Genomic DNA, 26,739 nt, shown 5'->3' on the forward strand with positions numbered 1-26,739 from the left:
TTTGATATACTGTCATTAGTAGCAGGTACTAATAACTTGTATTAAAAAATAGGAGGTCACATACGATGACTTTTTCATTAAAAGGAAAAACATTTGTCTTAATGGGTGTTGCGAATAAAAGAAGTATTGCATGGGGAGTTGCCCGTTCCTTACATAAAGCAGGCGCAAAGCTGATCTTCACTTACGGAAAAGACCGTACGGAGAATAGCGTTAGGGAACTATCTTCTACATTGGAAGGGGAGCCCTCCATCATTTTACAATGTGATGTAACGAAGGATGAAAGCATTGATAAATGTTTTGCGGCGATTAAGGAAGAAGCAGGTATCATTCATGGCGTGGTACACAGTGTAGCATTCGCTAACAAGGAAGAGCTGGACGGTGAGTTCGTTAACACGAGCCGTGAAGGGTTTTTGCTTGCCCATAATATCAGTTCATTTTCTTTAACGGCTGTAGCTAAAGCGGCGAAGGAAATCATGCCTGAAGGTGGCAGCATTGTGACAATGACGTATCTTGGCGGTGAACGGGTCATGCCTAATTATAATGTAATGGGAGTGGCCAAGGCCTCACTTGAAGCCAATGTCCGTTACCTGTCAAGTGATCTTGGCAAAGATAACATTCGAGTGAATGCAATTTCAGCCGGACCTATCCGTACCTTATCCGCTAAAGGTGTTCGTGACTTCAATACAATTTTAAAGAAGATTGAGGAAGAAGCACCGCTTCGTCGTACAACGACTCCTGAAGAAGTAGGGGATACGGCAGTATTTTTATTAAGTGACATGTCCCGCGGGATTACCGGGGAAAATATCCATGTGGATTCTGGTTATCATATAATCGGATAACAGTAAAGGAGGGGGCCGATATCGGTCCCTTTTTTGTTGATTTTCCATTCTGAAAGGTATCTTTAGTTGCTCATCCTCAATTGAAATCTTTCCGATTTTTTCATCTTCGAATGTTTTAGTTTTCTCCGCTAATCCCCAACACCCTTAAGCTTGGTTAGTGTCCTTTTTTTGGGGAGTGGCACATCTCCAGCATAAAGAAGGGTGAATTTCATATAAATGATACATAGAGTGGATATTCATTGTTTGCGAGAATCGGCATAAACCTGCTTTCGACCCTATTCGTGAAAAAGAAGGAGGGGCATCATGGACGTGAAGAAAGTTGGTCTGCCTTGTGCTGATGGAAAACAAACCATACAAAATACGCTGAAGAGACATATCAATTTGCATGAAAAAAATATCAGCACTTCATATACCGCCGAGGAATTGGTGGAGCTATTGTCCCGACTTCCAGCCTTTGCACCTAAGCCTGTTTGTAAGTTCATCATCAATGACCGTACACTATTCGGAAAATTGGAACAAAAAAAAGAATCCAGTTTGTTCATAAGGCATAAATTCGGGAAAAAAGTTGTCCAATACCAAATGGAACAGCTGCAGTCCGTGGATATTCTGAAATATTAAGGAGGGTTTTCATGTCAGAGAAAAATGGCGATAAGGAATCCAAACCACTTATATATGTCGATCAAGCAAAAATATCAGATCTGCGTGGAAATATGCAAAGTGATTTTCGGACGAAAAAGGCTAAACCTCAAGACAGCGTTGAGCCGGAACTTCAGGAAGAAGCCGAGAATAAAGAAGAAAAAATCGAACAAGTCAAACGCGAATTTGGTGTTTATGATGCCATGAAGGAAATTGAAAAGGAGATTACGGGATTAAGGAAAATCACCGAACAATATGTCCCTGAGCAAACTCCCGTTGAAGAAATGGAACATCCTGAACCAATAGAACAGGAAAACGAAAAGCCAGTTAAGAGAAAAAGGAAAAAGGTTGAGAAGAAAGATTCTTCCCGGGACATCATTTCCCGCTTATCCAATCATCAAGGTTTTCCAAAGCCACTATGTGAGGCTGTTATTAACGGGGAAACGCTTCAGTTTCATGTGTTGGGAATGAAGGGGGAATCAGTGAAGATTAAAAGAGGGAACCATATCCGTTTCGTGGGTCTGCCGGATATTATCGATGCCAAAATAATTGAAGAATCCAAGTGAAGGAGCAATATTAAATGTTTCCCCCACAAAATGAATTTACTTTATTTATCATATTAGGCTTGGCTTCCTTCAGGCTGACACGCTTGATCGTTTTCGATAAAATCATGGAGCCGCTACGCAGCCCATTTTTTAAAGAGATAGAGGAAAAAAATGAAGAAGGAATTGTGGAAATATTTTTAATGCCCAAGGAAAAGGGCCTGCTTGGCTGGATTGGTCAATTGCTAAGCTGTTTTTGGTGCGTGGGTGTCTGGGTCAGCCTTTTTCTGGTTTTCCTTTATATCCAACATTGGTTTATAGGCGACGTACTGATATTAATCCTTGCCGTCGCAGCAGTAGGAGCGATAATTGAGGTCATAATCAGCAAAATTATGGACATATGATTGGAAACAACTTGTCTCTTCGTTCATATAGTATGGTATAGATGTTAAAGGAGGAGTCATAAATTGAATCAGAAACAGAATCCATGGGCTTATGCCAAACCGATGAAAAAAGATCAACCGGTCAAAATCAAGAAAGACTGTGGCTGTAATAATAACAATAAAAATAAAGGCTATTGAGTAAAAAAAACCTTTCCATTTCGGAAAGGTTTTTTTATTTCCTAATCCTACCATTCATAAAAAAACAGTTAAACAAGAAAATAACAATAGAACGATAAATTAGGATGTGATTCTATGTTCAGACAAGGAAGGTATTTTAAGGTCAGCTTTCTGGTTTTTATAGTTGTTTTGTGTGTGCTTACTGCATGCAGCAATAAGAATGATGGAAAAACGGAGAATTTAGCAATGATTAAACGAACGAATCCTGAACCGATGGATATCATTAATGGGATGGATGAGAAGGATGAAAAGGGACTGATCTCAAAGGTCAAGGAAACAGTTGCTAATGAAGACACGATCTATGACGTGATCGTCGTGAAAAACGACAAAAAGATTATCGTCGCTTATAAAGTTAAGCACTTACAACGTTTTCATATGAAGAAAATTGAAAAGACTGTGACTGAAAATCTGGAAGAGAAGTTTCCCAAAAATGATTTTATCGTATCTAGCGATTATAAAATCTTTTTGGAATCGGTAAGATTGAACGAGTTACTTAAGGAAAAAGATGTACCCGAGAAAAAGGCTAGGAAGAAGTTCAAGGAAATTGAGGAACTTCAAAAAGAATTAATTTAGAAGAGAGGTTCAGCAATATGAGCGGCAAGGATAAAACGACCCCAATACAGGATGCGTATCAAGAGCTTCAAGGGAAGCATGAAATTAAAAGACCAATAGTGAAGAATTGTTTGAAGGCCTTTTTAGTAGGTGGCATTTTCTGCATAGTGGGACAAGCCATTTCCTACTTCTATATTTATTTTTTCAACTTTACGGAGCAGACAGCAGGAGGTCCGACAACAGCTACCATGGTGTTTCTGGCCCTTTTGATGACCGGTTTCGGGTTTTACGACCGCATTGGCCAGTTTGGGGGGGCAGGGAGTGCCGTCCCTGTCACGGGATTCGGTAACGCAGTCATTTCTGCAGCAATCGAACATCGGACGGAAGGTTTTGTACTTGGAGTTGGATCCAATATGTTTAAATTGGCCGGATCGGTTATTTTATTTGGAGTATTTTCAGCCTTTGTCGTGGCGTTGATAAAAACGATTTACCTAATGATTGGGGGCTAAGCAGTGTTAAAGGGAAAACAAACATGGATGTTCACCAATAAACCGGTCATCTTGGAAACTGGGGTAACAGGCGGGCCATTTGAAGCTAATGGAGAAATCGCGGGTGATTTCGATATTTTATACGACGATTTGTGGATGGAGCAGGATTCATATGAGAAGGCTCATCGGCATTTGATGGAGAAAGCGGTAGAGCTTGCATTGGAGAAAGGTAAGATTAGCAAGGAGCAGGTGCAATTTTTCTTGGCGGGTGATTTAATCAATCAGGTTACACCGACAAGCTTTGCAGCCAGAACCAATGGAATTCCATATTTCGGCTTGTTTGGAGCCTGTTCCACATCGATGGAAGGGCTTGCTCTAGCTGCCTTCATCACTAATTATGGGGGGGCTAACTATGTGTTGACAGGTGCATCGAGCCACAATGCAGCTGTTGAAAAACAATTTCGCTATCCAACTGAATATGGCGGGCAAAAACCACCTACAGCTCAATGGACGATAACAGGAGCGGGTGTTGCGCTGGTTGCTCCTGATGGAAGCATGCAAGGGGAATTTCCCCATATTGTCTCGGCCACTATTGGAAAGGTCATTGACATGGGATTGAAAGATCCTTTCAATATGGGGGGAGCGATGGCCCCGGCGGCCGCCGATACGATTCTTTCCCATTTTAAAGATACTGGTTTGACCCCGGATGATTACGATTTCATCATTACCGGTGATTTAGGTCAAATAGGGAGGGAGACAGCTCTTGACTTATTAAAGCAAAAGGGCTGTGATATCAATCAGGAAAAATTCAAGGATTGCGGATTGATGATTTTTAAAAAGGACCAGCCTGTTTTGGCTGGCGGGAGCGGTGCGGGATGTTCGGCAGTCGTTTTATACGGTCATATATTAAATGAAATGATTTCCGGTAAATATAAAAAAATCCTGCTTGTCGCAACAGGTGCATTATTGTCGCCGCTTTCCGTTCAGCAAAAAGATACGATTCCGTGCATTGCCCATGCGGTGGCCATTGAGTATGGGATGAATTCATGAAAAAGGAGAGATTTCGATGTTAGCAATGTTTTTTTGGGCCTTTGTCATCGGTGGCTTGATTTGTGTTGTCGGCCAGCTTCTTTTCGATGTTGCTAAGCTGACACCAGCACATACGTTAAGCTTGTTCGTTGTAATAGGAGCTGTTCTTGCCGGATTTGATTTATATGAGCCGCTAGTTGACTTTGCCGGTGCTGGAGCAACCATTCCAATCGTTTCGTTTGGGAACTCGCTGGTGAACGGGGCGATGATGGAATCGGAAAAACATGGTCTCGTCGGCGTACTGACAGGCATGTTTGAAATTACGAGTTCCGGTATCTCTGCAGCAATCATCTTTGGATTCATCGGAGCTTTGGTTTTCAGACCAAAAGGATGAAACAAGCGGAAATAGGCAGCCTGGACTAGGACATGGCCTATACATATTTGTCCAGACCTACATATGTTATCAGTAAGCTTTAGCGAGAGCGAGGTGATATGTATGTTTGGTTTTGGTGGCTACGGTTGTTGTGGCGGCAGCGGTTATGGATACGGCGGCGGTTATGGCGGAGGATACGGTGGCGGCGGTTCCACTTTCGCGATAATCGTTGTATTGTTTATCCTATTGATCATTGTAGGGGCTTCTTTCTGCTAAGGAAAATGGAATAGGCAGAAGAAGCCTATTCCATTTTTTTTATTTGCATGGGCCTAGCACCATTTTTCTGATAATGCCATAGGATAGGTACAGAAAAGGGAGGGGCTTAGGTATGGATAATAACTTTTTTAAAAACATAGAAGGTAAAACCGGCGTAAATATGAAAGATGTATTAGAATTGGCAAACTCGCTCCAAGGAGCCAATTTCAAAGATGAAACGACTGTTAGAAATGTCATTAAGCGCGTTTCAAAAATCGCAAATAAACCGGTAAATAAAGAAACGGAAGATAAAATCGTTCATTCCATCGTAGCTGAAGGGAATAAACTCGATTTCGGGACGATATCCAATATGATAAATAAAAAGTGAAAAAAGGCCTGCTATATGCAGGCCTTCAGACTGCAGACAAACTCGAAGGAAGCGGGTTTGCCTGCAGTTTTTTTATTAAAAAAAGTTGGAGCTTCAGTTCATTCCATAAAATTGTAAGTAATTCGGGATGAGACCATTCCGAACACTATTTTGTTTTATTCATATTTCAATATATGGTTAGCATCAGCTTTTGGTCAAAGCTTCAAGAAACGTGATGGATGGGCGGTCCGTCCGCGTCTAGTTTGCAGGATGGAAAGGTAAAGATCCTTTTTGGCCCTGGTTGCCGCTACATAGAGCAATCGTCTTTCCTCTTCAAGAGGGGATAGTTCCCCTTTTCGGTAAGATTCAAGTGCGAAATCATGAGGGATGCTGCCATCGACAGCAGCAAGGACATAAACGGTTTTGTATTCAAGCCCTTTGGAACGGTGTATCGTGGTAAGCTGTATGGCATCCTTAAAATGTTTCGATAGCTGTTTAATCTCTTGGACCATTGCAGTCATATGATCGACATGTTCAAGGAAAGCGGCGACCGTGGGAAAACGATTTGCCGCCACCTTTAAGTCACGGATGTCATCGGACCCTTTTTCCTGGTTCGCATCATTGCCGCGTTTTTTTACATATTCCTGGTATCCTAAATCTTTTTCGATGATTTCTAAAGCTACGAGTGGCGACATAATTTTTAAAGAGCGGATCTGTCCTGGAATCGTTTTTAATTTTCGTTCCTGAAAAGCATGTCCTGTCTTAATAAAAGCAAATGCATCGATAAAATCACAATCCTGCAATATTGTCATTGCTTTTAATTCCTGTAAAATACTTTGCTTTAAGAATAAGGAGGAAAGGACATCAGCTGCTGCCTTGCTGTCATGCGGGAACAAACTCAAACGCATAAAGGCAAGCATACCGCGAATGACCTTGCGCTGATAAAACGAATCCGCATCCTTTTCAATGACAAATGGCAGGTTGGAAGCGGCCAGCCGTTCAAAAATGGCCCTGGACATCGTGTGTGTCCTGTACAATACCGCAAAATCCCCAGGGTTTGCTCCCTTTGATATTTTCTCTTGGATATCGGATACGATCATCGTTGCTTCCAATTCCTCATCATAAGGATAAAATAAAACAGGGGGATTTCCTGAATCATGCTGTGCGCTCATCTTTTTCTCCATCCGGTTCTGGTTGCGCTTGATCAATCGGTTCGCTGTAGCGACAATTTCATGGGAAGAGCGGTAATTCTCCGTCAGCTTCACAACTTGGGAACGAGGGAAGTCGTGATTGAAATTCAAAATATACTTCGGATCGCTTCCCCGGAATGAATAGATCGATTGATCATCATCTCCAACTGCACATACATTTTTTGATTCAGCAGAGAGGAGTTTTATCAATTCATATTGAACTTTATTGATATCCTGAAACTCATCTACCAAAAAATAATTAAACCTTTGCTGATATTTCTTTAAAAAATCCGGGTGATTTTTTAAAAATACATAACAGCCTACCAGCATATCATCAAAATCATACTTCCCTGTTTGCTGTTTATATTCTTCATATTTCTTATATAAAAATAAACACGATTTCTCCCAATCGTCCTTAGGTTGGATATCTTCTGGAAAAGCCAATGAGTTTTTCCAAAGCCCGATTTGTTGAAGGGCTTGATCATATGCAAACTCCTTATCATCAAGTTCCAATTCCCTGCCAGCCTGTTTCAATACCTTTTCTTTTTCCCACTCCCACTTCAATAGGAAATCACGCTGCCATTTGGCTGGTTCATGGAAAATCAGGATTTTGTAAAAGATGCTATGAAAGGTCCCGCTAACGATTTGAGAAACAAGGGAAGGAGTCATATAGGGATAACCGAGCAGACGCTGCTGCATTTCCTTTGCGGATTTCGCCGTAAATGTTACAAGCATGATACTTTTTGGATCAATCTTTTTCACTGTAAGCATGTAGGCTGTGCGTACCGTCAATACGCGGGTTTTCCCGCTGCCTGCTCCTGAAAGGACGAGAATTGGTCCATCGATCGTGGTTACCGCCTTGAGTTGCTCTGCATCGAGAACAACTCCTGATGAGGATAATTCTTGAAAGTATGGTTCCTCTGATTGTGCCAGGCAGGATGGTTTATCTGAATATTTCGGATTGCCGGTTATGGGCCGGCTTTTAAGGAAAGGTTCTGTAATGGTTTTCGTTTCCGTAATGGTCCGTGATGTAGGAATCCTAAATCCATTCTGTTCCATATATTCTAATGGCTTTTCCTCATTTATTGGTTTTGAAATTGGCATGTCACAGGGTAACTGCGATGGATCACTATGATAAAAATAAGGCGTTTCATGGATTCCAATAAATAATTTCACTGGTTTATGACAAATGATACAAGAAAGCTGATCACGTTTTCCTTTTTCAAAAAGTGTCTGCAGCTCACCAGCTGAAACGGTATGTAAATGTACGATTTCATTGCCAGATTTTGCTTGATTCATATAAATGGATACCTCTAATCTATTAAAAATATCGGCAATACTCATCATACCAGAAGATTAGGAAAAAAGAATGCGGAAATCGTGTTTATATATTGTTTCGGACGGGTAATTAAATGACAACACAACTATGTAAATATAAGGAGGGAAAACTATGGGGTACATAACACCTGTCACACAATTTGATTATATTCAATATGCCAACCGGACGGTCGAAGCTGCAGAGAAAGTAAGAATTGTTAAAGGGACGACACCCATTCAACCTATCCGTTTTGATCAGGTGCTGGAAAGGGAAAGGGGAAGCTTTGAAGGATTACATCAAATGAAAGATAATAATCGGGAAAGTACATATGGGGCAGGCACATATAAATATCAAATGGGCATGAGGGTCAGTGAAGATTTAACGGCTGAAATGACTGGAAAAGGCAGGTTTTTCAACGAAGTTGTCTAGTTCTGCCATCAAAAACAAAAGAGGACACGCGAAGTGTCCTTTTTGTGTTGATTCCTTAGAGAATGTCAATTTCTACGATTAGAGCTAACAATAGTTGAAGTAATAATTGGATGTTTAGAGCGATTTGAGCATCCGTTGTTGTAATTTCGATATCACGGCTGTTTTCAACAATTGTTTTTTGGCGCGTGATTTGTTTAACATTAGAAGATTGGATTAATTCTTGAGTGATCTTCTCAGCATTATCAGAATCTGCGATGGAAATGCTTACGATGACCGCAATTGCAGCTTGTAGAGCAGCTTGAAGAGAAAGGGCCGCTTTAACATCCGTTGAAGTGATATTTACATTACAAGAATCTTTAATGTAAATAAGTTCTTCAGAAAGCTGAAGTTGATTATTATCCTGTATTGCCTCTTGGTTAATGCGTGTGTCATCGTCGTTACAGAATCCTGACAGGGGATGTCTGGAAGCGGAATCTAGAGCCGACCATGATCTTTCAGAGTCTTCATGTGTGTTACAGTTGCTACGATATACATTTTGGTTCATGTTGTTTTTTCCTCCTTAGGTTTTATTCCCTATTAAAATATGCTTTGATGGGTAATCGGGTTGGACGAATAAATCAGTTAATTCGTCTATTTTTTAATACTTAGAGAAAGTATTGGTGTGTGGGGATGAATAATAAAGAAGCTGGAGCTTTAGGAATGAAATGTAAGTGCTGCTATGTCTCGGTTTACTTATTTCTCGCCAGCAAGTAAGGTTTGATTAGGTGATATGGTGTGTCATTTATTTTTGGAATCCGTGAATTTGTTGTGAATGGAATTTGTAACTGGATTAACATCATGTTCAGTGATGTTCTTTTCTTGGTTTATGATTTTTAGTGATTGCTCTTGTAAATGGCGAATGGTTTCTTTAAGGTTGTTTTTCTCTCTTTCAGTCAGATCGACTTTTTCCTTTTTGAAACCATGTTTTCTCATAGTCCTCGAAACCAGCAGTTCCATCAGTCTTTTTTGAGACTCCTCCAGGTTAAAATCATTGTTACCCATAAAATTTTCCCTCCTTCTTGCTTTCTATATATAGACTATGTATTTTTGCGGAGATTGCCATTGAACGGAAATGGTTTTTTTTATAAAACGATAATTTAAGTTCATGAACGAACAAAAAAAGCTGTCCAATCAGAGAACTGAAAGGACAGCTTTTTTATATTATAAAATGGTTTTCTTCATTGTTTTATGAGGAATGCCGGCATCCATGAATTCGTCGGAAACGATCTCATACCCTAATTTCGAATAAAAAGGGATGGCATGGACCTGGGAATCAAGCTTCAATTGAGGTACTTCCTGCTGGATGGCGTATTCCTCAATAGCATTCATGATCATGGCACCGGCACCATTCTTACGGCCCGATGATAGTACACAAATGCGCTGGACTTTACCAATGTTGTCGATGACCCTGAAACGGCCGGCACCGATTGGCTGATGCTGATCATCATATAAAACGAAATGTGTAGACTCTTGTTCATATTCATCGATCTCTTCTTCAAGAGGGACGTTTTGTTCTTGGACGAACACTTTTTTTCTGATCATATAAGCATTTTCAAGCTCTTGGCTGTTCTCTGCGATTTTTACAAACACGAAATCATTCAGCTCCTAATCTAAATGTTTCATAAACGGTCCATGCCCCATCTTCAAGTTGATACAGCAAGTGAACTCGTTTCACCTCTTCTTCATGGCTGATGTCAAGCATGCTTAATTGGCCTAAAACATCAGAATGCTCATTATCGGATAAATCTTGAGCGATGGTAATATGCGGGACAAATGCATGTTCACTTTCACTTTTTATGAAATCCTCATTGTTAAGTGCATCATGCAGTTCTTGAAGCCCTTCGGATAATTCCACTTTGAAATAAATAGTATTGCTTACAGGTTGGAAAGACTTCGTTTTCGTAACGCTAATCGTAAAAGGCCTGCACTTACGAGCAATGTCTTTTAATTGATCCGCGATTGTTGAAATTTCCATATCCGTCGCTTCGAACGTTGGTTTAAGCGTCAGATGCGGTGGAATGAAAGCATATTTCGTATCATACCGTTTGCGATAGGAGTTAGCTAAATCTTGAAGTTTTTTTGAAGGGAAAATTGCAACACCATATTTCATAAATAAAACCTCCTGATATTTTTTTAGTTGTATTATAGTTGGCCATGCTTTTTCTTGAAACCATCTCAAAAAGAGAGGATTAGAACATTTCCAATAGTGCTCGTTTTAAATCTGCCTGCCAGTATTTCCAGGTATGATTACCTTCAAATTCTTCATAGAAGTAAGGAAATCCTTTTTGATTTATTAATTTATGCAATTCCCTGTTGGGCTCTATGAAGTTTGCCTTCTTGCCATCTGTCGTTGGAACATCTGTTTCCCCAGTCCCGATCACATGGTAAAGTTCGAGGAGATGCGGATCCTCAAAATTACGTACAGCATCCATTACTGCTTCATTGGCAAGTGGCGACTGCATGATGCATTTCCCGAATGTATGCGGATACTTTAGGGCGGCCAATAAAGAAACTGTACCGCCAAGAGAGTCACCGATCAAAGTTCGACCATGTCCCATTTGATAGGTTGGGAATTCATCATCTAAAAACGGGACAAGTTCATGGGCAAGAAAACGTATGTATGCAATGTGCTGTTCCCCGTCCGGATGATATTTGCGCCTACGGTCAAAGCGGTCTTTATAGGGAATGCCGACAATGATGATATTCTCAATCTCATCGTTCCCTAACAGTTCATCTGCTACCCGACCAATTCGACCCATTTGAAAATAATCACGGCCATCCTGAGCAATCACAAGCGAATATTTATACAGTGGCGAAAAATTAGCAGGCAAGTAAACAAGCAGTTCCAATTCTTCTGCTAAAGCTTCGCTTTTAAACATGTACTCTTTAATTGTGCCTTTGCGTAAACTCATTCTCCCGCACCTCAATGATAATTAATAATTAAAAACAACTTACTTGATTATTTTAGCATAGCCTTGCGACTTTTTCCCGTGACAAGATTTTAGAATAGAAAATTTTCATTGTATTTTCTAAAAATTTGAATAATAAGGTGCTATAATAAAAGGATATAGAAAAATAATACAATAAAAAAGGTGGCGAATAAAATGGCAGATGTACAGGTACACAGCAGGGAAGTAACGAAGGCGGCTAAACGAACATTATTAGAGCGTGGTGTCAGTGTGGAGGCAATTGCAAAAATCGTTTATGAATTGCAGTTCCCGTACAAAGCTGATCTTAAGCTGGAGGAATGCATCCACAGCGTTGAGCGTGTCCTGTTGAAAAGGGAAATTCAACATGCCATTTTAGTCGGTGTGGAGCTGGATAAACTGGCCGAGCAAAAAAAGCTATCAGAACCCCTGCAATCTATTGTTGAGTCTGATGAAGGGCTATTCGGAGTGGATGAAACGATTGCCTTTGGTGCAGTACTCGGTTACGGAAGCATTGCTGTAACGACCTTTGGCCATTTGGATAAAAATAAAATAGGCGTCATACACGAACTTGATAAGAAGCAAGAAGGAATCGTGCATACCTTCCTGGATGATATCGTTGCAAGCATTGCCGCGAGTGCCGCCTCAAGGTTAGCTCACCGTCTGAGAGATGAAGAAGAATCGTTAACCGAACAGGAAAAGGACATCCAGGAAGAAGAAGAGTTAATCGGTTGAACCTTGATTAACTCTTCTTCAGCCAGACCTATCAAACCTGGCCTTAATGAGGCGGGCAGAAAGGATATTGGCCACTTTAAATGTCCGTTTTGTCTGCCTTAGGAAACAGAATGCGTGAATATGTCCTGGATAAATTTCAAGCACCTGAATTTTCCGCTGCGTGATCTTACCTTGTTCGGAGAGATAAATTATCTCCAATGGAGCATTTCCTTCCATATGTTTACGAAGTATATATTTCATTCCCTGTCACTCCTTTGCTGACTTGCTTGCTATCATTATATGCGAACGTACGTTTTATATGCAAGTGAAAAGGGAATGTTCGTTCGTGTTTTGCGGAGCGGGGAAATAAAATAAGAAAAAATTAAAACTTTTTTAATATAATGCGTTGACTTTTTAACAAAAAAACTTATAATAAATAATGTACTTAAGTAACCAGTCAGTCATTACATACGACTTGTTAGCTCAGTGGGAGAGCACTTCCTTGACAGGGAAGGGGTCGTGGGTTCGAATCCCTCACAGGTCATCAACTAACAAAGGCTCAAATCCTTGATATAACAAGGATTTGGGTCTTTTTTTTATTTTGTCTTACTGGATGCGTTTAGATCAATGATAGTGATTTGCTCACATTTTGCTAACGGGACTTCTGAAGGGCGTTGTGGAAAATATCAGCCACTTCATCATCTTGGTTGGGCATCATATGGGCGTAATGCTCTAACGTGATGCTAGGTTTAGAATGTCCTAAACGAGCCGCTACTTTGACGATATCTACTCCTTCAGAAATCAAGATGGAAGCGTGTGTGTGCCGGATATCGTGAAACCGAATGGGTGTTACGTTAGCCGCTTTACTGATACGCTTCATCACACGTAACACGTTCCGAGGATTTTGAAAGGTGCCAATCTCCGTACAAATGACTAAGTTCTGGTCTTGATAATGTTCCCCAAGTCTTTTTCTCTGGGTTTCCTGTCGTTCCTTATGAGCCTTTAATGCCTTGATCAGGAAATTTTGAATCGGAACCTGCCGTTTTGATTTTTTCGTTTTCACCGTGGTTAAACGATACCCTTTATTAGGAATGTGAGAAAGGGACCGTTGTATCCGGATGACTTTTTTTCAAGGTCAATATCGCTCCATTTTAACCCAAGGAGCTCACCTTTCCTCATACCCGTATAAATGGCAATTAAAAAGGTTAGATAATGTCGTTCTCCCTTGCATTGATTAAGGAACAAATCAATCTCATCAAAGGACCATATTTGCATTTCTTCTTTTTTTACCGAGGGTGGATCAGCATTGATCACCGGATTGAAACTAATCTTTTTCCACTTTACAGCTTGACCGAAGGCCTGATTTAACAACTGATGTAATTTTCGTATGGTACTTGTTCTATACTCCTCATCTAATTTGAGGTTATAAAAAACATCGATATCTTCGGTCGTAATTTTTGAAAGGGGTTTGTTGGCAAAAGGATTTTCTCGTATTAAGTGCTTATCCATCAAATACTTTCTGCTTGAGGCCGTTGTTTCTGTAATCCTTTTTTGATAATGTGACGTAAACCAAAATTCCATATAGGATGAAAAGGATTCTTTGCTCGGTTCCACAAATCGATCTTCATCCAGTTCATTAATAATCTTACGAAGAGCATCTTCTGCATCTTTTCGACGAGGAAAACCACTCTTTGTTTTTTGTCTTCGTTTACCTGTGATTGGGTCTCTTCCTATGTCTACAATGTATGACCAAGTTCCCCTTTTTTTAACAGTGCCTTTCATATTGCTTGCCCCCATATCCTATTGTAGTTCGTGTTAGAACAATGGAAAGCAAGTGGTCTAGTATCAGTTTGACCACTTGCAAGCCATTTTATAATGCGTTGACTTGTTGATGTGACAGCCATTGGAAAAATTCATTTTTAAGAACCCGTTTGCTTCGCCCTATTTTAATGAGTGGAAATGACTTTTGTTCCATTAATTCGTAAGCTGTAGGTTTTGAAACACATAGGATTTCAGATATGTGTACAGCAGTTAAAATCATTGGATAATCTTCGATGTTTTTAGGCATAAATTTTTTCTCCTCTTATGTTAATTTATTAGTTTAATAGTATTTAATTTGAAGTAACTTATTTAATTCGCACACATTATATTTTTTGAATTCCGCATTTTCAAGAGTCTATAGAAAAAAATAAAAAAGAAATTTAAAACCCACTTTCAGAGGTAAGTAAAGCCGGCTATTCTCTTGAGATATTAATTAGAAGTATGTGTTTATCGTAGATTTAAAAACTGAAGAGGCAGGTTCACTGTTGTTAAAAAGTTTAATAATGGAGTTTTCGATAGTTTTCGAAAAATTAGATGGATAAAGGTTAATTAATAAAAAAACATAAAAATTAGAAGCAGTAAAAAGCGGTAGAGAATGTTAATGAAATGTATATTATCATTGATAATATGTTGATTTTATATGTGGCATTTCGAGAAAATTGTACAGTAAATATTAAAGACCCGAATTAAATTCAGGTCTTATTTTTTATTAAAAAGCAATAATCTATATTAAAAGAGAATGGACAAAAGACGAGCAATAATTCTGTTTTTCTTTCCATTGTTGTGAAATTTTAGTAATCAACGCGTTAATAGATACCATAAACGACTAAAAAAAGCCCACTTATATTATTTGCTCTAAAAGCAACATTAATCTCTAATAAAGCCTAAGATTAAAAGGGATTCAGGTATTATTACTTATTGTTTTTAAAAATTACATTTTATGTAGAATGTGTTTAATGGCTACAAAGGAGTGATTTTATGGAACGCAGCAAATACACTCGCTTATCATTTTTCTGTTTTGCTCTTTGTATCGTTTCATTCCTCGTTATATTAGGCATCGGTATATATGTTAGTGCCACCGAGCCTAGCCGCGGATATGTAAATATCGGTGTTTTAGGTCCATTGTTAGCTTGGGTTGCGATGTTATCTCCCATTTTCGGATTAATCCTAGCGATCTTAGGAGAAAAAGGTAATATGAAGTTGGTAGCCATTACTGGAAATATAGCCGTTTTATGTACGATATCTTTGTTTGTTGGTGCTATGAAATTTTATGATACTCTAGATAGGATACTTGCTTAGACAAATTTAAAACGCCCCCAATTTGGGGGCGTTTTTTAAGGAGGAAGTAGGTTGAAAAAAATGATCTTAGCGGGAATGTCGGCATTGATTATTACGGGGAGTTCGGATGAAATGAATAGAAGAGGCGAGCCATATGTGGAAATAATGGAAGAAAAAACAACTTTCGATCTTTCTATTGTCGATACAGCAAGAATGATGGATATTGAAATTATTGAGCTGAAGGTCATTGAAGATCAAGTAATAGTACACTTTAAGTTGGACAATAAATATTCGTCAATTCCTGTTAGTTGGGATTCCGCCAAATCAAATATCGTCATCGATAATACAAAACTGAATGTGATCGATAGTTCTTTGGAGGAAAGAACTGATTCGGATGTTGTACAAGAAGGGGACATAACATTCGATGCGGAAGGTAAGGACGATATTTTCGATGAAGGGAAAGAAGTTACATTTAATTTAGGCGTGTTTGAAATTGCAGGGGATTTCCCTGAAAATAAAGAAATAACAACTTCCGTCGTACTGGATTAGTATAAAAACTGGTAAGGGAATATAGGAATATTACACACACTGGTATATCTTTTCTTGGTCGAAATGATAGAATATGCGGGTTAACACCTGAATAAAATTATTTAAGCGTAATAAAATTTGATAAAATACTTAATTAGCTAAATTAAATCTATAAAGACACCTCCTATGAGTTAGGAGGTGTCTTTATAGATTTATAGTTATTATTCCCACTCATAATCAGGATTGAATTCCTGCGGTTCTATTTCTGACATTTTATATGTAACGGGTTTTTCATTTGGCAACGTGATCGTTAGTTCGGTTATTTCTTTATTTAATTCTAAGGTTAGAAAAGAAGTCCTGTTCAATTCTTTGCTAACTATTATACCGGTTCGTTTTAATCCTGTTGATTCTGCTAACTGGAAATGAAATAGGATTTTATCTTTTCCCTTTTTCGGTATTTTTTCTAATATAAACTTGGTTCTACCCTCACCACCGTCACCATCACTTTTGATCAGGATATATGATTCATCGTCCATCCAACCACCATATATAGGATACCTAGTTGTTTCTGAAGTGGCTATATCCTCTTGTTTTGTAGAATCATCTGCCTGGTTTTTTTGCTCTGGCTCTACATCTACCTTTTCATTTGTCTCGACTACTTTATCATCAATAGTATCGTAAAAGGCAACGCCGGCGATGAATAAAGATATTGAGAAAAATACAACCAAGTTTCCTATTATTCCGGTCATTTTTAGAGAGCCTTTTTCACCGATTAATGCTAGTATTAATCCACATACTGGAGCAATCATCATAATTCCAAAGATGGTGTAACCAAAAATACCGTTATTTCCATAATCACTATTAGGAATGGAAGTAGCTTTATTATGTCCTATAATCAAAGTCAAAACGAATAATAGAATGGTAACCATAAAGCAAGATATGGAAAAAATGCTTAACTTCTTTTTCATCACTGAATTTCCCCCTGTGTAAAATATGGTATTAATACACATAATATACATAAAACGGATTATAGACAAAGGCTAAATTATTATCAAACAAACCAGATACGTGAAAAATAGGGGTGTTTTAGATGGAAAATAAAAATGAATTAATTCCTTTTTATGAAAAAGTCATTCGGAATTTACAAGAAGAGCTGCATAATGCTAAAAACGGATACAAGAAGAACAGTCATCGCTGAGGCACTAGACACATATTACTTTGAGATTAACAAACACATCGTCTTAAAGGATGGGAAAACAAAATGGCAAAAGACATCTTTAGTCATTTCCCTCAAGTAAACAGGGTATGGGGGCTTTCAGAGGAAGAAATAATGGACAACTTTTGGTCCAAACAAAAAGGATTTCACTTTGTTGGTGAGGGTCACGATGAATATCAAGGGTACTTAATATTTGAAGAAATCAAGAAAGATTCATAATAGGAGTATTAATACAGTAAAATCAACTAAATTTTAAGGCTATTTTCTAAAAGATTGTTGCTCTCAGGATAAAAACAAATCACTTGCATTTTTATGGTAAAAATTTAAGTGATTTTAATCAACAAACGAGCCGGATTGTAGAATAAAGTACTTTTTCATTAACGGGGACAATTGCTGCATAACGTAATAGTAAGGGTTTAAAAGGATTAGACCCTGAAGGAGGCTAAAAGTTGAAAAAAGAATATTTTGTGCAATACTCAGACCAAAGTATAATTAATAGCTTTGACTTTCCAAAAGATATCTTTGTTTCTATTTCTATAGGAATTAGAGATATCCCAAATGATTTTATCATTTCCTTAGTTCAAAAAATGTTCAGTTTACCTGTTTTTTTTGTTTTAGAATCAATGATCTTTGGATATGAAAAAAAGACTTTAATTGAAAATATTATTCCTTTTTATGAGTTTTCGTCAGATGGTGCTATTATCAAAGTTGATTCTGTAGAGAAATTGAATCTGGTTAGTAAATTAGCAAAAGAATTAGTTAGTAATGGACTAAGTGTATTCATTTTTCACGGGAAAGGTATTGTAGAGCAGGATTTAATTCCCTCAAGACAATGGAATAGACCTATAGTATTTAAAAATTTTGATATAAATAAAGTAGAAACATTTGTCGATATGGAAGAGGTTGGATTTACAATATTTAGTAAGAATAGTTTATTTAACTCGCCTGGAAAAATCCCAAACTATATATCCGATGATTACTCACTTGATATTAACAGCAGCGATATCTAACGTTACCGGCTATAAGTAGAATTGTATCCGTTATTCAACAATCGGGGGCTCTAATGTATTAAACGGATCAATTGTATTATCACGCTTAGATTAAAATGCTCTGGGTGTTTTTTAGTATACCAAACTCCTAAAGCCGGTTAACTTCTGAACGTCTCAACAGTATGATAATTAGATCCTTGGCAAGCTGAAATAAGCATTTGTTCAACTCGTTTATCAAATGCCATATTCTTTCCTATTTCTAGCCAGCGAACCAGTAAAGGTAATTATCCAGATAATATGTTCCGACTCCTTGAAAACGCTCCATCTTTCGTTATTTGAATGTGAACCAACGTTATTAGATAACACTTCTAAAGACTTACCATTTTATTATAATAAAGCTACATACCGATTTTCTAATGGAAAGGAAGACTTTATTGTTACTCTTTCTCCCTCTTATGGTGAAGTCAAAATACAAGTAACTCAATGTGTTTCAAATAGATTGTTATCACTTTTGGACTTAAAACGGGTTGATAAATTTAAAATTACAACAGATAAGAAAGACCATTCAAGTGTGCTATTAACAGTTGTTAATGAGGACACTCAACAAATGATTGAAATTAATTTTAAGCCTTATTTTAAACAGATTTTTAAAGAACATTTTACTCGGTAGGTACAAATTCTTATTAAGCTAACGGGTGCGTTAGCTGAAGATCGGAGCTGTCTTTAAGGTAGCTTTTTCTTTATGGAACTAAGGGGCAGGATAGTTGAAGAAGAAATAATATAATAACCCTCATTAAAAGCATCGATAAGGTGGCTATTCAAATGGAAAATTGGATTGAATTATCTACAATAGAATATAACGAGGTATGGGATAGGATATATGATGAATTTACTTTTGAACCAAGCATATCAAACTTCCCATCTTACGAAGTGCCAAATCCATTTATCACATATGATGTATCCCCGTATTTAAATTGGTCCGGAGATTCAGATACTTATGATGAGATTTACAATGATTTAGAGGATAAGTCATTGCTTGTTTTTCAAGAACTCACACAGAAAAATGAATATATGTATGCGTTAGATTGGCAACATCCAAGTTATTGGATAAATCCCCGTATGGAGTTTCCGAAAAGTGAATTTGATGAATGGACAGTACCTATTTTTCCAAACGGTGATTATTACTTTTTTATTCATAAGAATTTTAAATGGGGATTATTAGGACATCCTTGGGAAGAAACCATCACTATTTTTGGAAAAGAATTGATAAAAGGTTTTGAAAAACATCAACCGAGAATGTTTCAAAAAATAATACGTCAGGGATAATGTAAATCTTGTTGAACTAACGGGTGCTCTGAGCTGTCTTTAAGGCAGCTCTTTCTTTATGCAACTATCGGGGCAGATTAGTTCAACAAGCGTAGTGTATTCAAACATTCATTAAACCAAGAATCTTCTAATGCAAATCTTCATAATAACAACCTCAAATTCATAAAATTGTTTATAAAGATTTATTAAAAATTAGCCATAATTAAACAACCAAGTATCAACCTAAAGGGAGCTGGTTAATTGTTAAATCTATTCCTGGATTTTTTTGGTTTTTTGGTTACTATAGCTGACGCACTTATTTCTTATTTTCGGGATAAAAACAAGAAAAAAACCAGATAATAAAACTTTTTACATCATAATATGTGTCAGCTCAACAATAAACCTTTAAGGGGCAGGATAGTTCAATAAGAGTTACAATTTAAAGGAGAATTTTTACTTGCTTTGATATTTTATAGGAGGTTTTTTCCCTTGAAGAAAACAAATATTTCTTTGATTACATTTGCCGTAATCATTACAGTTTTAAATCACTTTGTTTCTCCAATTTTCTTCGATGTAGGACCTGATAGTTTAGGGACTGGCATATCAATACTTTTATTAGCTATTGCACTATTAAATCATCTTAGGGAAAAATAATAATTGTACTAATAGGTGCTTGAAATAAAACTCTAAACTGATATTAAGTATTTTACCATAATATTCAAGTTGTTAGTTTTTTATCCTGAGAGCAACAATCTATCAGAAAACTGCCTAAAAAAAAGACTTTCTACATTGTTTAAACGTAGGAAGTCTTATCTATTAAAGTGATTTCAAATGTTCAATACGTTTTTCTAATGGTGGGTGTGTAGAAAAAAGTCTGGAAAATTTTACCTTACCACTAATTTTAAAGGCAGCAATAGACTTTTGGCTGTCATCAACTAAGTTCGTGGTATGTCTTAATGATTCTAAAGCGTGAATCATATTTGCCTTTCCACCTAAATCGGCAGCTAATTTGTCCGCTTTAAATTCACGTTTTCTTGAATGCCAAAAGATAATGGGACTGCTTAAAATACCGAATATAATCTCGAAAACTATCGAAGATACGAAGTAAACAATACCGGCAACTTCTTCTCTTACAAAACTTGAAACGATTTTTGAAGCAATACGGGAGAAGAAAATAACGAACGTGTTTATCATTCCTTGCAAGAGAGTGGTTGTAACCATATCACCATTCTTAATGTGTGCTATTTCGTGTGCAATAACTCCACTAATCGCATTTCGATCCATTCTTTCTAACATACCGCTTGAAACAGCTACTAAAGAACGTTTTTTGCTTGGTCCAGTAGCAAATGCGTTGACCTCTTGTGAATGATAAATACCAACTTGCGGCATACCTTTCAAACCAGCCGTATGTGCTAATCGGTAGGTTTCTTCCAATACAAAACGTTCGTGATTGCCACGCGGGGAATGTTCATCAATTAATTGAACACCCATAACCCATTTCGCCATTTTACGGGACATTAACAAAGAAATGAAGGAACCAGTAAAACCGGCGATGACGCTAAAGGCAAGTAGGGAACCATAACCACCGCCACCAATATAACTTTCTACACCTAGCAACGTGGTGATCGTGGTAATGGTGATCAATACGAGAATATTAACGAAAATAAATAAGGAAATCCTTTTAAACAATTAAGCCCCTCCTAAAATATAATGAACCTTATCTTAATAAGGCGTTCATCAATAATGAAACTAACATTATAAAGCTATATACGAAAAAATAAAAAATAAGTTTCAATAAACTTCTCTCCACTAAGAACAGAAAAAAATTTTAGGTTATGTAACTTCATAGGGGAATTCATTTGCTATTCTTCGCCATTTCTCTTCCTAATTCGCAGCGTGAACCTTATTCGTTTGGACTTTAATGTATTTTTATGTAAAAAAATATAAAAAAGAAACTTATGGAAATTCAGGTACTTATGTATTAATATAAGTGGAGTAAATAGTTCGTTATAACGAATTTAGGAGGACGTTTTGTGCGTAACAAAGGTATATTGTCATTGGTAGCTGTAGGTCTATTTGCTTCATCATTGTCTGTAGGTGTTGTTAAGGCAGAAGGAAACGATAACGGATTGGCGAGGAAGGCCTTTGAAAGCCAAGTGGAAAAGCCTCTTGAAAAAGGTATTATTGAATCTAAAACATTTAAACAACTTGAAAAAAAAGTAAATGGTTCGCAATCGCTTTCAGTTAAAGGTTTTAACAAAATGGGTAGAATGAGTAGTTCTTCCAGTAGTAATTATATTTTGGAAACTGAACCCAATAACGACTTTGGTTCAGCAGATAATAGTTCTTATGAAAAATCATCTATTGGTCAGTTGCTTCCTATGAATGATTTGGATTTACATAAAGTGGTTGTTCCTAGTGATGGAGTTTTGTTAGTAGCAGGATTTACGGACTCATACTTTATTGATCTTGGGTTCGGGGCAGTTCAAAAAGATTTTGTTGATAACAATAACTTAGAATATTTAGGCTATGAGGAGGATGAGGATGGAGTTGAAATACAAGCGTATCAAGCTAAGAAAGGCACATACTATGTGGGTGTCATAGATCTAGACAACGAATATATTGACGATAATACAACAGAAGACATATACGCTATCGGAACTGGATTTGTAGACAATGTTAAACCATCTAAGCCAACAGTTTATAAGGTTGATAATAATGACAAAGTATTAACTGGAAAAGCAGAGGCCAGTTCTACTGTTACTGTTAAAAATGGAAGTAAGGTGCTAGGTTCAGCAAAAGCAACATCAAAAGGTACGTTCTCTATTAAAATACCTGTTCAAAAAGCAGGTACTAAATTGACAGTCACAGTTAAAGATAGTGCCGGCAATGTGAGTTCGAGTGTATCGGTAACTGTTGCTGATGTTGTTGCACCAAGCAAGCCAACAGTAAATAAAGTAGATGATAACGATAAAGTTGTAAAAGGGAAAGCTGAAGCAAACTCCACTGTCACTGTTAAAGTAGGAAGTAAATCCATTGGTTCAGCAAAAGCTAGTTCTAAAGGGGTCTACTCAGTTAACATTAAAGCACAGAAAAAAGGAACGACACTTTCCATAACTGCAAAAGATAAAGCAGGAAATACTAGTTCTAAGAGAACAATTACAGTGGTAAAACATTAAATGGTGTATACACAAGTCGAGGTTAACTCCTCGGCTTTTTCTATTGGTTTTGGAATGACTTTCGCCACGATGGCATCTTAGGTGAATGAAACAGGAAAAAAATGTATAATATCGTTAAATGCTGGTTTTATTGAAGAAATTTAATATTGATCCCGCGGTACTGGAGCAAATCAAAGTAGTTGCTTTAGTTGTTTGTGCGGGGAGTCTCTTTGTTATTGCTTATAAGCAATATCGTTGGTTACCTGAAATTGTTGAAGCTTTATTTGCAATGCTAAACCAAGGATAAGGAGCTTAAGAAAAACCTTTATGAAGAAAGGAGAATGAATATGGAAAACTTAATGCAAATAACTCCTTTATTGTTTTGGGCAGTAATAATAATAGGGGGAATTTACTTATTAGCAAGGTATATAAAGAAATGAAAAATATTTTAATATTATTAGGGATTGTGGCCGTTTGGGAAGTATTCTCTTTTTTTTCACACAACCTACAAGTGCAGAATTAGACTACTCTGAGCAATTAGAAAAACTGATGGACGATGTATTCGAATAATTTATGTAATATATCTTAAAAAACTTCTATTCATTGAATCGAAGTTTTTTTATGGATCAATTTAAGGAAACGCATTTTATTACACCCTTCACTTGCCTTCCTTAGTAACGCACCAGTCGAAAACTTATGTGATTGAAGGCAAGTATCTTAGGGTTTCAATCAAGCGAGTCATCTGTTTTTTCATAAAACCACCTTATGTAATTCTAAACAAACATTTCGGAGTCAGAATTTTTTATGCAATTGAAACCTATCTTAGAGAAATGGGCCATAAAACCCATTAAATGACGTGACGCTTGAAGTATAATAGGTTGGAAGAATCACGACTATTATAACAAATAGGTGAAAACGCTAACCTTCATTCAGCAATTATGCCAAAAGATAAGGAAACTTCTTTCGGTTTGCTACGATTTCAAAGAGATGAAGCATTAATTCATTCTTTTTTACTAGTATGAAGGTAGATAAGGATAAAATAAGACTCTTGCCTATAAACTTTGGAATCGCTCGGCGGCGGTTAGCATTGGAACTACTAGGAGGGTCTTAAAAAATGAAGAAGATATTGTATAGCCTCGTCAATCTTGTTGCTCTAATTATTCTATTGGAGCCTACTGTGGGTTTTGCGGCAGCAGATACCACAAGGCCAACGATTTCAGGTGCTACAAATACTACGGTTTATTTGAATCAAACTTTCAATCCTAAAAAAGGTGTCACCGCTAAGGATAATGTTGATGGAAACATCACCAGTTTGATTGGAATTTCAGGTAAGGTCGATACCAAAAAAATTGGGAAATACACGCTGACATATAAAGTTACCGACACAGCGAAGAATGCCACTACCGTAAAGCGGGTTGTTACCGTCAAAAAGGACACTACTCAACCAAACATCACTGAGGCCACTAACAAAACAGCCTATCTTGGATATTCCTTTGACGCGAAATCTGGTGTGAAGGCGACGGATAACGCAGACGGTACCATTACTTCTAAAATCAAGGTTACCGGCCAGGTAAACACAAAAAAAGAAGGAACCTATAAGCTGAAATATTCTGTGACGGACAAAGGAAAGAATACAAGAACGGTTACTCGTGTTATTACCGTTAAGAAGGATAAAGAAAAACCGAAAATTACTGGTGCTACCAACAAATCCATTTATAAGGGATATTCATTTGACCCTAAAACGAGCGTAACGGCTACAGACAATGTTGATGGAAACATTACGAGTAAAATCACCATTAGTGGTAAGGTCAATGTTAACGAAGCAGGGATATACAAGCTTCAGTATACCGCAAAAGACAAAACCGAGAATAAGACAACAGTGACGCGTACCATTACAGTGAAAAAAGATATGACGAAACCGCAAATTACCGGTGCTGGCGATAAGATTATGAATTATGGAACGTCCTTTGATCCGAAATCGGGTGTGAAAGCTACCGACAATATAGATGGAACTATAACCAGTAAGATGACGATAACGGGTAGTGTAAATGTCCGAAAAGTCGGGACGTACAAACTGGTTTACAGTATTAAGGACAAAACAAATAATAAAACAACTGTTACACGCAAGATTAACGTAGTCGATAAAGTAAAGCCTACGTTGACGGGATCTGGACTTAACGATAGAACGTTCGCGATTGGCATTTATGATAATTTCCCCCCTTTAAGCGGCGGAATCACAGCTTATGACAATGCTGACGGGAACCTTACCTCAGAAATCAAAGTAGAGGGCGAAGTAAATGTTGATAAGGCTGGAACATATACTTTAATTTATTCCGTCACTGATAAATCGGGGAACAAAACGACCGCTGAACGAAAGGTAACGGTCATAGACAATATCCCTCCAAAAATAAGTGGAGCTGATAACCGAAGAGTCCTTTATTTTGAACCTTTTGATCCAATGGAAGGGGTTACTTCTTCAGATAATAATGATGGAGATCTCACCTCTAAAGTGGTTGTTAAAGCTATCGGAGAGAAGTTAAATACTTCAGATTTATCACTTTCAGGCACTTTTACATATGAGTACTCCGTGTCTGATGAAGCTGGCAATACTACAACCGTAAACCGTCAAGTGATTTTAACGTATCGGGAAGCGGAGTTTTTTGGAACAGATGATGTGAAAATAAATTTAGGTGAAAGGTTCGACCCGTTAAAAGGGGTAACTGCTACAGATTACGCGAATGGAGAAGATGTCACCTCTTTAATTAAAGTGAGTGGAGATGTAGATGTAAACAACTTAGGTACCTATACAATAATCTACAATATTTCAGAGAAAGGAATAAGGTCGGGAATTTACCGCAGAGTAACAGTCGTTGATAACATCCCTCCGGTGATCACTGGGGTACGGGATTGGACAGTTGATCAAAATTCTAGCCTGCCAGATTTACTTAGATGGGTTGAGGCAAATGACAACATTGATGGGGATTTGACAAGAAGAATTGATGTTGATACGCAAAACGTGGATACTTCAACCGAAGGAGAATATGTCGTTACGTATTATGTAACGGATAAGATGGGGAATAGGGCAGAAATCCAATCTACCATTACGGTCAAGAAGGTTCCAGTGACAGAAGTAAAGGTTTCTGATATTAATTACATCGTAAAAACAGGACAAGATTTTCACCTGCATATCGATGCCTACCCAAAAAACGCTAGCTTTCCAGAGGTCACTTCTTGGGAATCTTCTGATGAAACTGTTGCGACTGTTGATGAACAAGGTCACGTAACAGCCTTAGCGGACGGAACAGTTACCATTACCGCTACAGTGGATGGTATCAAAGATTCAACCACCTTTACCGTTTCTGGGAGACCTGATCTCCGTTTCTTTACCGGGGGATGGGAAGCCGATCCTAGTACTGGGTATCTGCGAATTGACAAAATGGATTTCGATGCCATTAATGATGGAAATGTGCCAGTCACTATAGATAGCGTAAAAGTTTACGATCCTAATGGTTCTTCTCCAGAAGAATTAGTTAAGTTGGATTCTGTAACCAGCCTTGCACCTTCATCCAGGACGAATGTGAACATCGATTTTAAAGATGGGAAAGGCCCCCTTATAAAAGGTGGTAAGCTTTCTATTTTTGCTACAATACCAAACGGTAACACCTATGAATATTCAATAACGTTCAGAGACTAAATATCGAAGCGTTTTAACAAGAGGAAGCAGCAGAATGTACATCTGTTGCTTCTTTTTCTATTGTTTGGACCTACTGCACAATGGGATGCTACAACAAGAAGGTTAGAAGAGACCTGGTTATAACGAAGGAGTGGCTTTTGATAATGAGCTTCTTTCACTAATTTTAATAATCGTTAACGTTGGTCTAAAAAGCACCGGAATGTTCGTTGCCCAAGGTAAAGGACCTTATGGTTGAAGTTAATAAGAAAAATAATCGTTTATTCAAATGACTAATTAGATAAAATGCATATATATGTTAAAATAAGGAATATATTGAACGAGGTGGTGTGCATATATGAGTAATAAAGAAGAGGATCAATATAAAATTAAAAAAATTGCATTTGATAGAGCAGGTCTAAGGGCTTTTATGGGAAATCCTGAGGACCTCAATAT

General features: G+C 37.6%; 33 protein-coding genes, 1 tRNA gene and 1 pseudogene. 22 read left to right on the forward strand and 13 right to left on the reverse strand.

Going from position 1 to position 26,739, the window contains the following annotated elements:
• Nucleotides 1-65: 65 nt before the first annotated feature.
• The 10 genes from fabI to ABOA58_RS07010 all read left to right on the forward strand — a co-directional run bounded on the left by fabI (nt 66) and on the right by ABOA58_RS07010 (nt 5,722).
• Nucleotides 66-839 carry an enoyl-ACP reductase FabI gene (gene fabI / locus ABOA58_RS06965; RefSeq protein WP_350301751.1) on the forward strand — a complete coding sequence of 258 codons (774 nt, stop codon included), beginning with the start codon at nt 66-68 and terminating at the stop codon, nt 837-839.
• Between the two features lie 303 nt (nt 840-1,142).
• The gene (locus ABOA58_RS06970) at nt 1,143-1,457 is read left to right on the forward strand and encodes a hypothetical protein (protein WP_350301752.1); all 315 of its coding nucleotides are present in this window, start codon (nt 1,143-1,145) and stop codon (nt 1,455-1,457) included.
• Nucleotides 1,458-1,468: 11 nt separating this feature from the next.
• A complete protein-coding gene (locus tag ABOA58_RS06975) occupies nt 1,469-2,041 on the forward strand; it encodes a hypothetical protein (protein ID WP_350301753.1) in 573 nt (190 codons plus the stop codon).
• A gap of 14 nt (nt 2,042-2,055) precedes the next feature.
• On the forward strand, nt 2,056-2,421 hold the full coding sequence (locus tag ABOA58_RS06980) for a DUF1360 domain-containing protein (protein WP_133348680.1): 366 nt from the start codon (nt 2,056-2,058) through the stop codon (nt 2,419-2,421).
• A gap of 291 nt (nt 2,422-2,712) precedes the next feature.
• Complete coding sequence (locus tag ABOA58_RS06985; protein WP_350301754.1) at nt 2,713-3,210, forward strand: YhcN/YlaJ family sporulation lipoprotein; 498 nt, start codon at nt 2,713-2,715, stop codon at nt 3,208-3,210.
• Between the two features lie 17 nt (nt 3,211-3,227).
• Nucleotides 3,228-3,698 (forward strand): stage V sporulation protein AC, encoded by a 471-nt coding sequence (spoVAC, locus tag ABOA58_RS06990; protein ID WP_034314464.1) that lies wholly within the window; start codon nt 3,228-3,230, stop codon nt 3,696-3,698.
• A gap of 3 nt (nt 3,699-3,701) precedes the next feature.
• Nucleotides 3,702-4,727 carry a stage V sporulation protein AD gene (spoVAD, locus tag ABOA58_RS06995; protein WP_350301755.1) on the forward strand — a complete coding sequence of 342 codons (1,026 nt, stop codon included), beginning with the start codon at nt 3,702-3,704 and terminating at the stop codon, nt 4,725-4,727.
• Nucleotides 4,728-4,743: 16 nt separating this feature from the next.
• Nucleotides 4,744-5,100, forward strand: coding sequence for a stage V sporulation protein AE (spoVAE, locus tag ABOA58_RS07000; RefSeq protein ID WP_350301756.1), 357 nt, complete (start codon nt 4,744-4,746; stop codon nt 5,098-5,100).
• A gap of 102 nt (nt 5,101-5,202) precedes the next feature.
• Nucleotides 5,203-5,355: a YjcZ family sporulation protein gene (locus ABOA58_RS07005; RefSeq protein ID WP_072272578.1), complete on the forward strand. Its 153-nt coding sequence runs from the start codon at nt 5,203-5,205 to the stop codon at nt 5,353-5,355.
• Between the two features lie 112 nt (nt 5,356-5,467).
• Entirely contained in the window at nt 5,468-5,722 is a 255-nt protein-coding gene (locus ABOA58_RS07010; RefSeq protein ID WP_034314458.1) for a stage VI sporulation protein F, read from the forward strand.
• A gap of 194 nt (nt 5,723-5,916) precedes the next feature.
• Here the strand turns inward: ABOA58_RS07010 and ABOA58_RS07015 are convergent, their stop codons facing one another.
• Nucleotides 5,917-8,190, reverse strand: coding sequence for an ATP-dependent helicase (locus tag ABOA58_RS07015; RefSeq protein ID WP_350301757.1), 2,274 nt, complete (start codon nt 8,188-8,190; stop codon nt 5,917-5,919).
• Between the two features lie 151 nt (nt 8,191-8,341).
• Here ABOA58_RS07015 and ABOA58_RS07020 point away from each other — a divergent pair, with 151 nt between their 5' ends.
• Nucleotides 8,342-8,638 (forward strand): hypothetical protein, encoded by a 297-nt coding sequence (locus ABOA58_RS07020; protein ID WP_350301758.1) that lies wholly within the window; start codon nt 8,342-8,344, stop codon nt 8,636-8,638.
• A gap of 55 nt (nt 8,639-8,693) precedes the next feature.
• Here ABOA58_RS07020 and ABOA58_RS07025 read toward each other — a convergent pair whose 3' ends face one another.
• From ABOA58_RS07025 to ABOA58_RS07045, 5 genes are all read right to left on the reverse strand, one after another.
• Nucleotides 8,694-9,182 carry a spore coat protein gene (locus ABOA58_RS07025; protein ID WP_350301759.1) on the reverse strand — a complete coding sequence of 163 codons (489 nt, stop codon included), beginning with the start codon at nt 9,180-9,182 and terminating at the stop codon, nt 8,694-8,696.
• A gap of 233 nt (nt 9,183-9,415) precedes the next feature.
• Nucleotides 9,416-9,679, reverse strand: coding sequence for a hypothetical protein (locus ABOA58_RS07030; RefSeq protein ID WP_350301760.1), 264 nt, complete (start codon nt 9,677-9,679; stop codon nt 9,416-9,418).
• Nucleotides 9,680-9,838: 159 nt separating this feature from the next.
• Entirely contained in the window at nt 9,839-10,267 is a 429-nt protein-coding gene (locus ABOA58_RS07035; protein WP_350301761.1) for a GNAT family N-acetyltransferase, read from the reverse strand.
• A 4-nt stretch (nt 10,268-10,271) separates the two neighbouring features.
• The gene (locus tag ABOA58_RS07040; protein WP_350301762.1) at nt 10,272-10,787 is read right to left on the reverse strand and encodes a YjcG family protein; all 516 of its coding nucleotides are present in this window, start codon (nt 10,785-10,787) and stop codon (nt 10,272-10,274) included.
• A 79-nt stretch (nt 10,788-10,866) separates the two neighbouring features.
• Nucleotides 10,867-11,589, reverse strand: a complete 723-nt coding sequence (locus ABOA58_RS07045) for an alpha/beta hydrolase (protein ID WP_101224090.1) — start codon at nt 11,587-11,589, stop codon at nt 10,867-10,869.
• A gap of 192 nt (nt 11,590-11,781) precedes the next feature.
• On the opposite strand from ABOA58_RS07045, the gene ABOA58_RS07050 reads away from it, so the two are divergent.
• Nucleotides 11,782-12,339: a phosphatidylglycerophosphatase A family protein gene (locus ABOA58_RS07050; RefSeq protein ID WP_101224089.1), complete on the forward strand. Its 558-nt coding sequence runs from the start codon at nt 11,782-11,784 to the stop codon at nt 12,337-12,339.
• Between the two features lie 18 nt (nt 12,340-12,357).
• On the opposite strand, the gene ABOA58_RS07055 is transcribed toward ABOA58_RS07050, so the two are convergent.
• Nucleotides 12,358-12,579, reverse strand: a complete 222-nt coding sequence (locus ABOA58_RS07055; RefSeq protein WP_101224088.1) for a hypothetical protein — start codon at nt 12,577-12,579, stop codon at nt 12,358-12,360.
• 211 nt (nt 12,580-12,790) lie between these two features.
• Between ABOA58_RS07055 and ABOA58_RS07060 the strand changes: the two genes are divergently transcribed.
• Nucleotides 12,791-12,862, forward strand: a tRNA-Val gene (locus tag ABOA58_RS07060).
• Nucleotides 12,863-12,970: 108 nt separating this feature from the next.
• On the opposite strand, the gene ABOA58_RS07065 is transcribed toward ABOA58_RS07060, so the two are convergent.
• From ABOA58_RS07065 to ABOA58_RS07075, 3 genes are all read right to left on the reverse strand, one after another.
• Nucleotides 12,971-13,381 carry a site-specific integrase gene (locus ABOA58_RS07065; RefSeq protein WP_350301763.1) on the reverse strand — a complete coding sequence of 137 codons (411 nt, stop codon included), beginning with the start codon at nt 13,379-13,381 and terminating at the stop codon, nt 12,971-12,973.
• A 5-nt stretch (nt 13,382-13,386) separates the two neighbouring features.
• Nucleotides 13,387-14,100, reverse strand: a complete 714-nt coding sequence (locus ABOA58_RS07070; protein WP_350301764.1) for a tyrosine-type recombinase/integrase — start codon at nt 14,098-14,100, stop codon at nt 13,387-13,389.
• Nucleotides 14,101-14,188: 88 nt separating this feature from the next.
• Complete coding sequence (locus ABOA58_RS07075; protein WP_214792989.1) at nt 14,189-14,386, reverse strand: helix-turn-helix domain-containing protein; 198 nt, start codon at nt 14,384-14,386, stop codon at nt 14,189-14,191.
• Between the two features lie 731 nt (nt 14,387-15,117).
• On the opposite strand from ABOA58_RS07075, the gene ABOA58_RS07080 reads away from it, so the two are divergent.
• Nucleotides 15,118-15,438 carry a hypothetical protein gene (locus ABOA58_RS07080; protein ID WP_214795907.1) on the forward strand — a complete coding sequence of 107 codons (321 nt, stop codon included), beginning with the start codon at nt 15,118-15,120 and terminating at the stop codon, nt 15,436-15,438.
• Between the two features lie 51 nt (nt 15,439-15,489).
• Nucleotides 15,490-15,966 (forward strand): hypothetical protein, encoded by a 477-nt coding sequence (locus tag ABOA58_RS07085; RefSeq protein WP_350301765.1) that lies wholly within the window; start codon nt 15,490-15,492, stop codon nt 15,964-15,966.
• A gap of 200 nt (nt 15,967-16,166) precedes the next feature.
• Here the strand turns inward: ABOA58_RS07085 and ABOA58_RS07090 are convergent, their stop codons facing one another.
• A complete protein-coding gene (locus ABOA58_RS07090; RefSeq protein ID WP_350301766.1) occupies nt 16,167-16,913 on the reverse strand; it encodes a hypothetical protein in 747 nt (248 codons plus the stop codon).
• 293 nt (nt 16,914-17,206) lie between these two features.
• On the opposite strand from ABOA58_RS07090, the gene ABOA58_RS07095 reads away from it, so the two are divergent.
• Together ABOA58_RS07095 and ABOA58_RS07100 are read left to right on the forward strand one after the other, a co-directional pair.
• Nucleotides 17,207-17,380: a hypothetical protein gene (locus tag ABOA58_RS07095; protein ID WP_350301767.1), complete on the forward strand. Its 174-nt coding sequence runs from the start codon at nt 17,207-17,209 to the stop codon at nt 17,378-17,380.
• Between the two features lie 230 nt (nt 17,381-17,610).
• Nucleotides 17,611-18,171: a hypothetical protein gene (locus ABOA58_RS07100; RefSeq protein WP_350301768.1), complete on the forward strand. Its 561-nt coding sequence runs from the start codon at nt 17,611-17,613 to the stop codon at nt 18,169-18,171.
• A 137-nt stretch (nt 18,172-18,308) separates the two neighbouring features.
• On the opposite strand, the pseudogene ABOA58_RS07105 reads toward ABOA58_RS07100, so the two are convergent.
• Nucleotides 18,309-18,475 (reverse strand): annotated as a pseudogene (locus ABOA58_RS07105) (IS1595 family transposase); the annotation flags it as partial.
• 497 nt (nt 18,476-18,972) lie between these two features.
• On the opposite strand from ABOA58_RS07105, the gene ABOA58_RS07110 reads away from it, so the two are divergent.
• Nucleotides 18,973-19,476 (forward strand): DUF2716 domain-containing protein, encoded by a 504-nt coding sequence (locus ABOA58_RS07110; RefSeq protein ID WP_350301769.1) that lies wholly within the window; start codon nt 18,973-18,975, stop codon nt 19,474-19,476.
• 468 nt (nt 19,477-19,944) lie between these two features.
• Entirely contained in the window at nt 19,945-20,109 is a 165-nt protein-coding gene (locus ABOA58_RS07115) for a hypothetical protein (RefSeq protein WP_350301770.1), read from the forward strand.
• A 162-nt stretch (nt 20,110-20,271) separates the two neighbouring features.
• Here the strand turns inward: ABOA58_RS07115 and htpX are convergent, their stop codons facing one another.
• Entirely contained in the window at nt 20,272-21,144 is an 873-nt protein-coding gene (gene htpX, locus ABOA58_RS07120) for a protease HtpX (RefSeq protein WP_350301771.1), read from the reverse strand.
• A 344-nt stretch (nt 21,145-21,488) separates the two neighbouring features.
• On the opposite strand from htpX, the gene ABOA58_RS07125 reads away from it, so the two are divergent.
• From ABOA58_RS07125 to ABOA58_RS07135, 3 genes are all read left to right on the forward strand, one after another.
• Nucleotides 21,489-22,634 (forward strand): Ig-like domain-containing protein, encoded by a 1,146-nt coding sequence (locus ABOA58_RS07125; protein WP_350301772.1) that lies wholly within the window; start codon nt 21,489-21,491, stop codon nt 22,632-22,634.
• 130 nt (nt 22,635-22,764) lie between these two features.
• Entirely contained in the window at nt 22,765-22,920 is a 156-nt protein-coding gene (locus tag ABOA58_RS07130; protein WP_350301773.1) for a hypothetical protein, read from the forward strand.
• A gap of 807 nt (nt 22,921-23,727) precedes the next feature.
• Nucleotides 23,728-26,307, forward strand: a complete 2,580-nt coding sequence (locus ABOA58_RS07135) for an immunoglobulin-like domain-containing protein (protein ID WP_350301774.1) — start codon at nt 23,728-23,730, stop codon at nt 26,305-26,307.
• Nucleotides 26,308-26,739: the final 432 nt, after the last annotated feature.

This window comes from Peribacillus frigoritolerans (assembly GCF_040250305.1).
In the GTDB taxonomy this organism is placed as follows: Bacteria; Bacillota; Bacilli; order Bacillales; family DSM-1321; genus Peribacillus.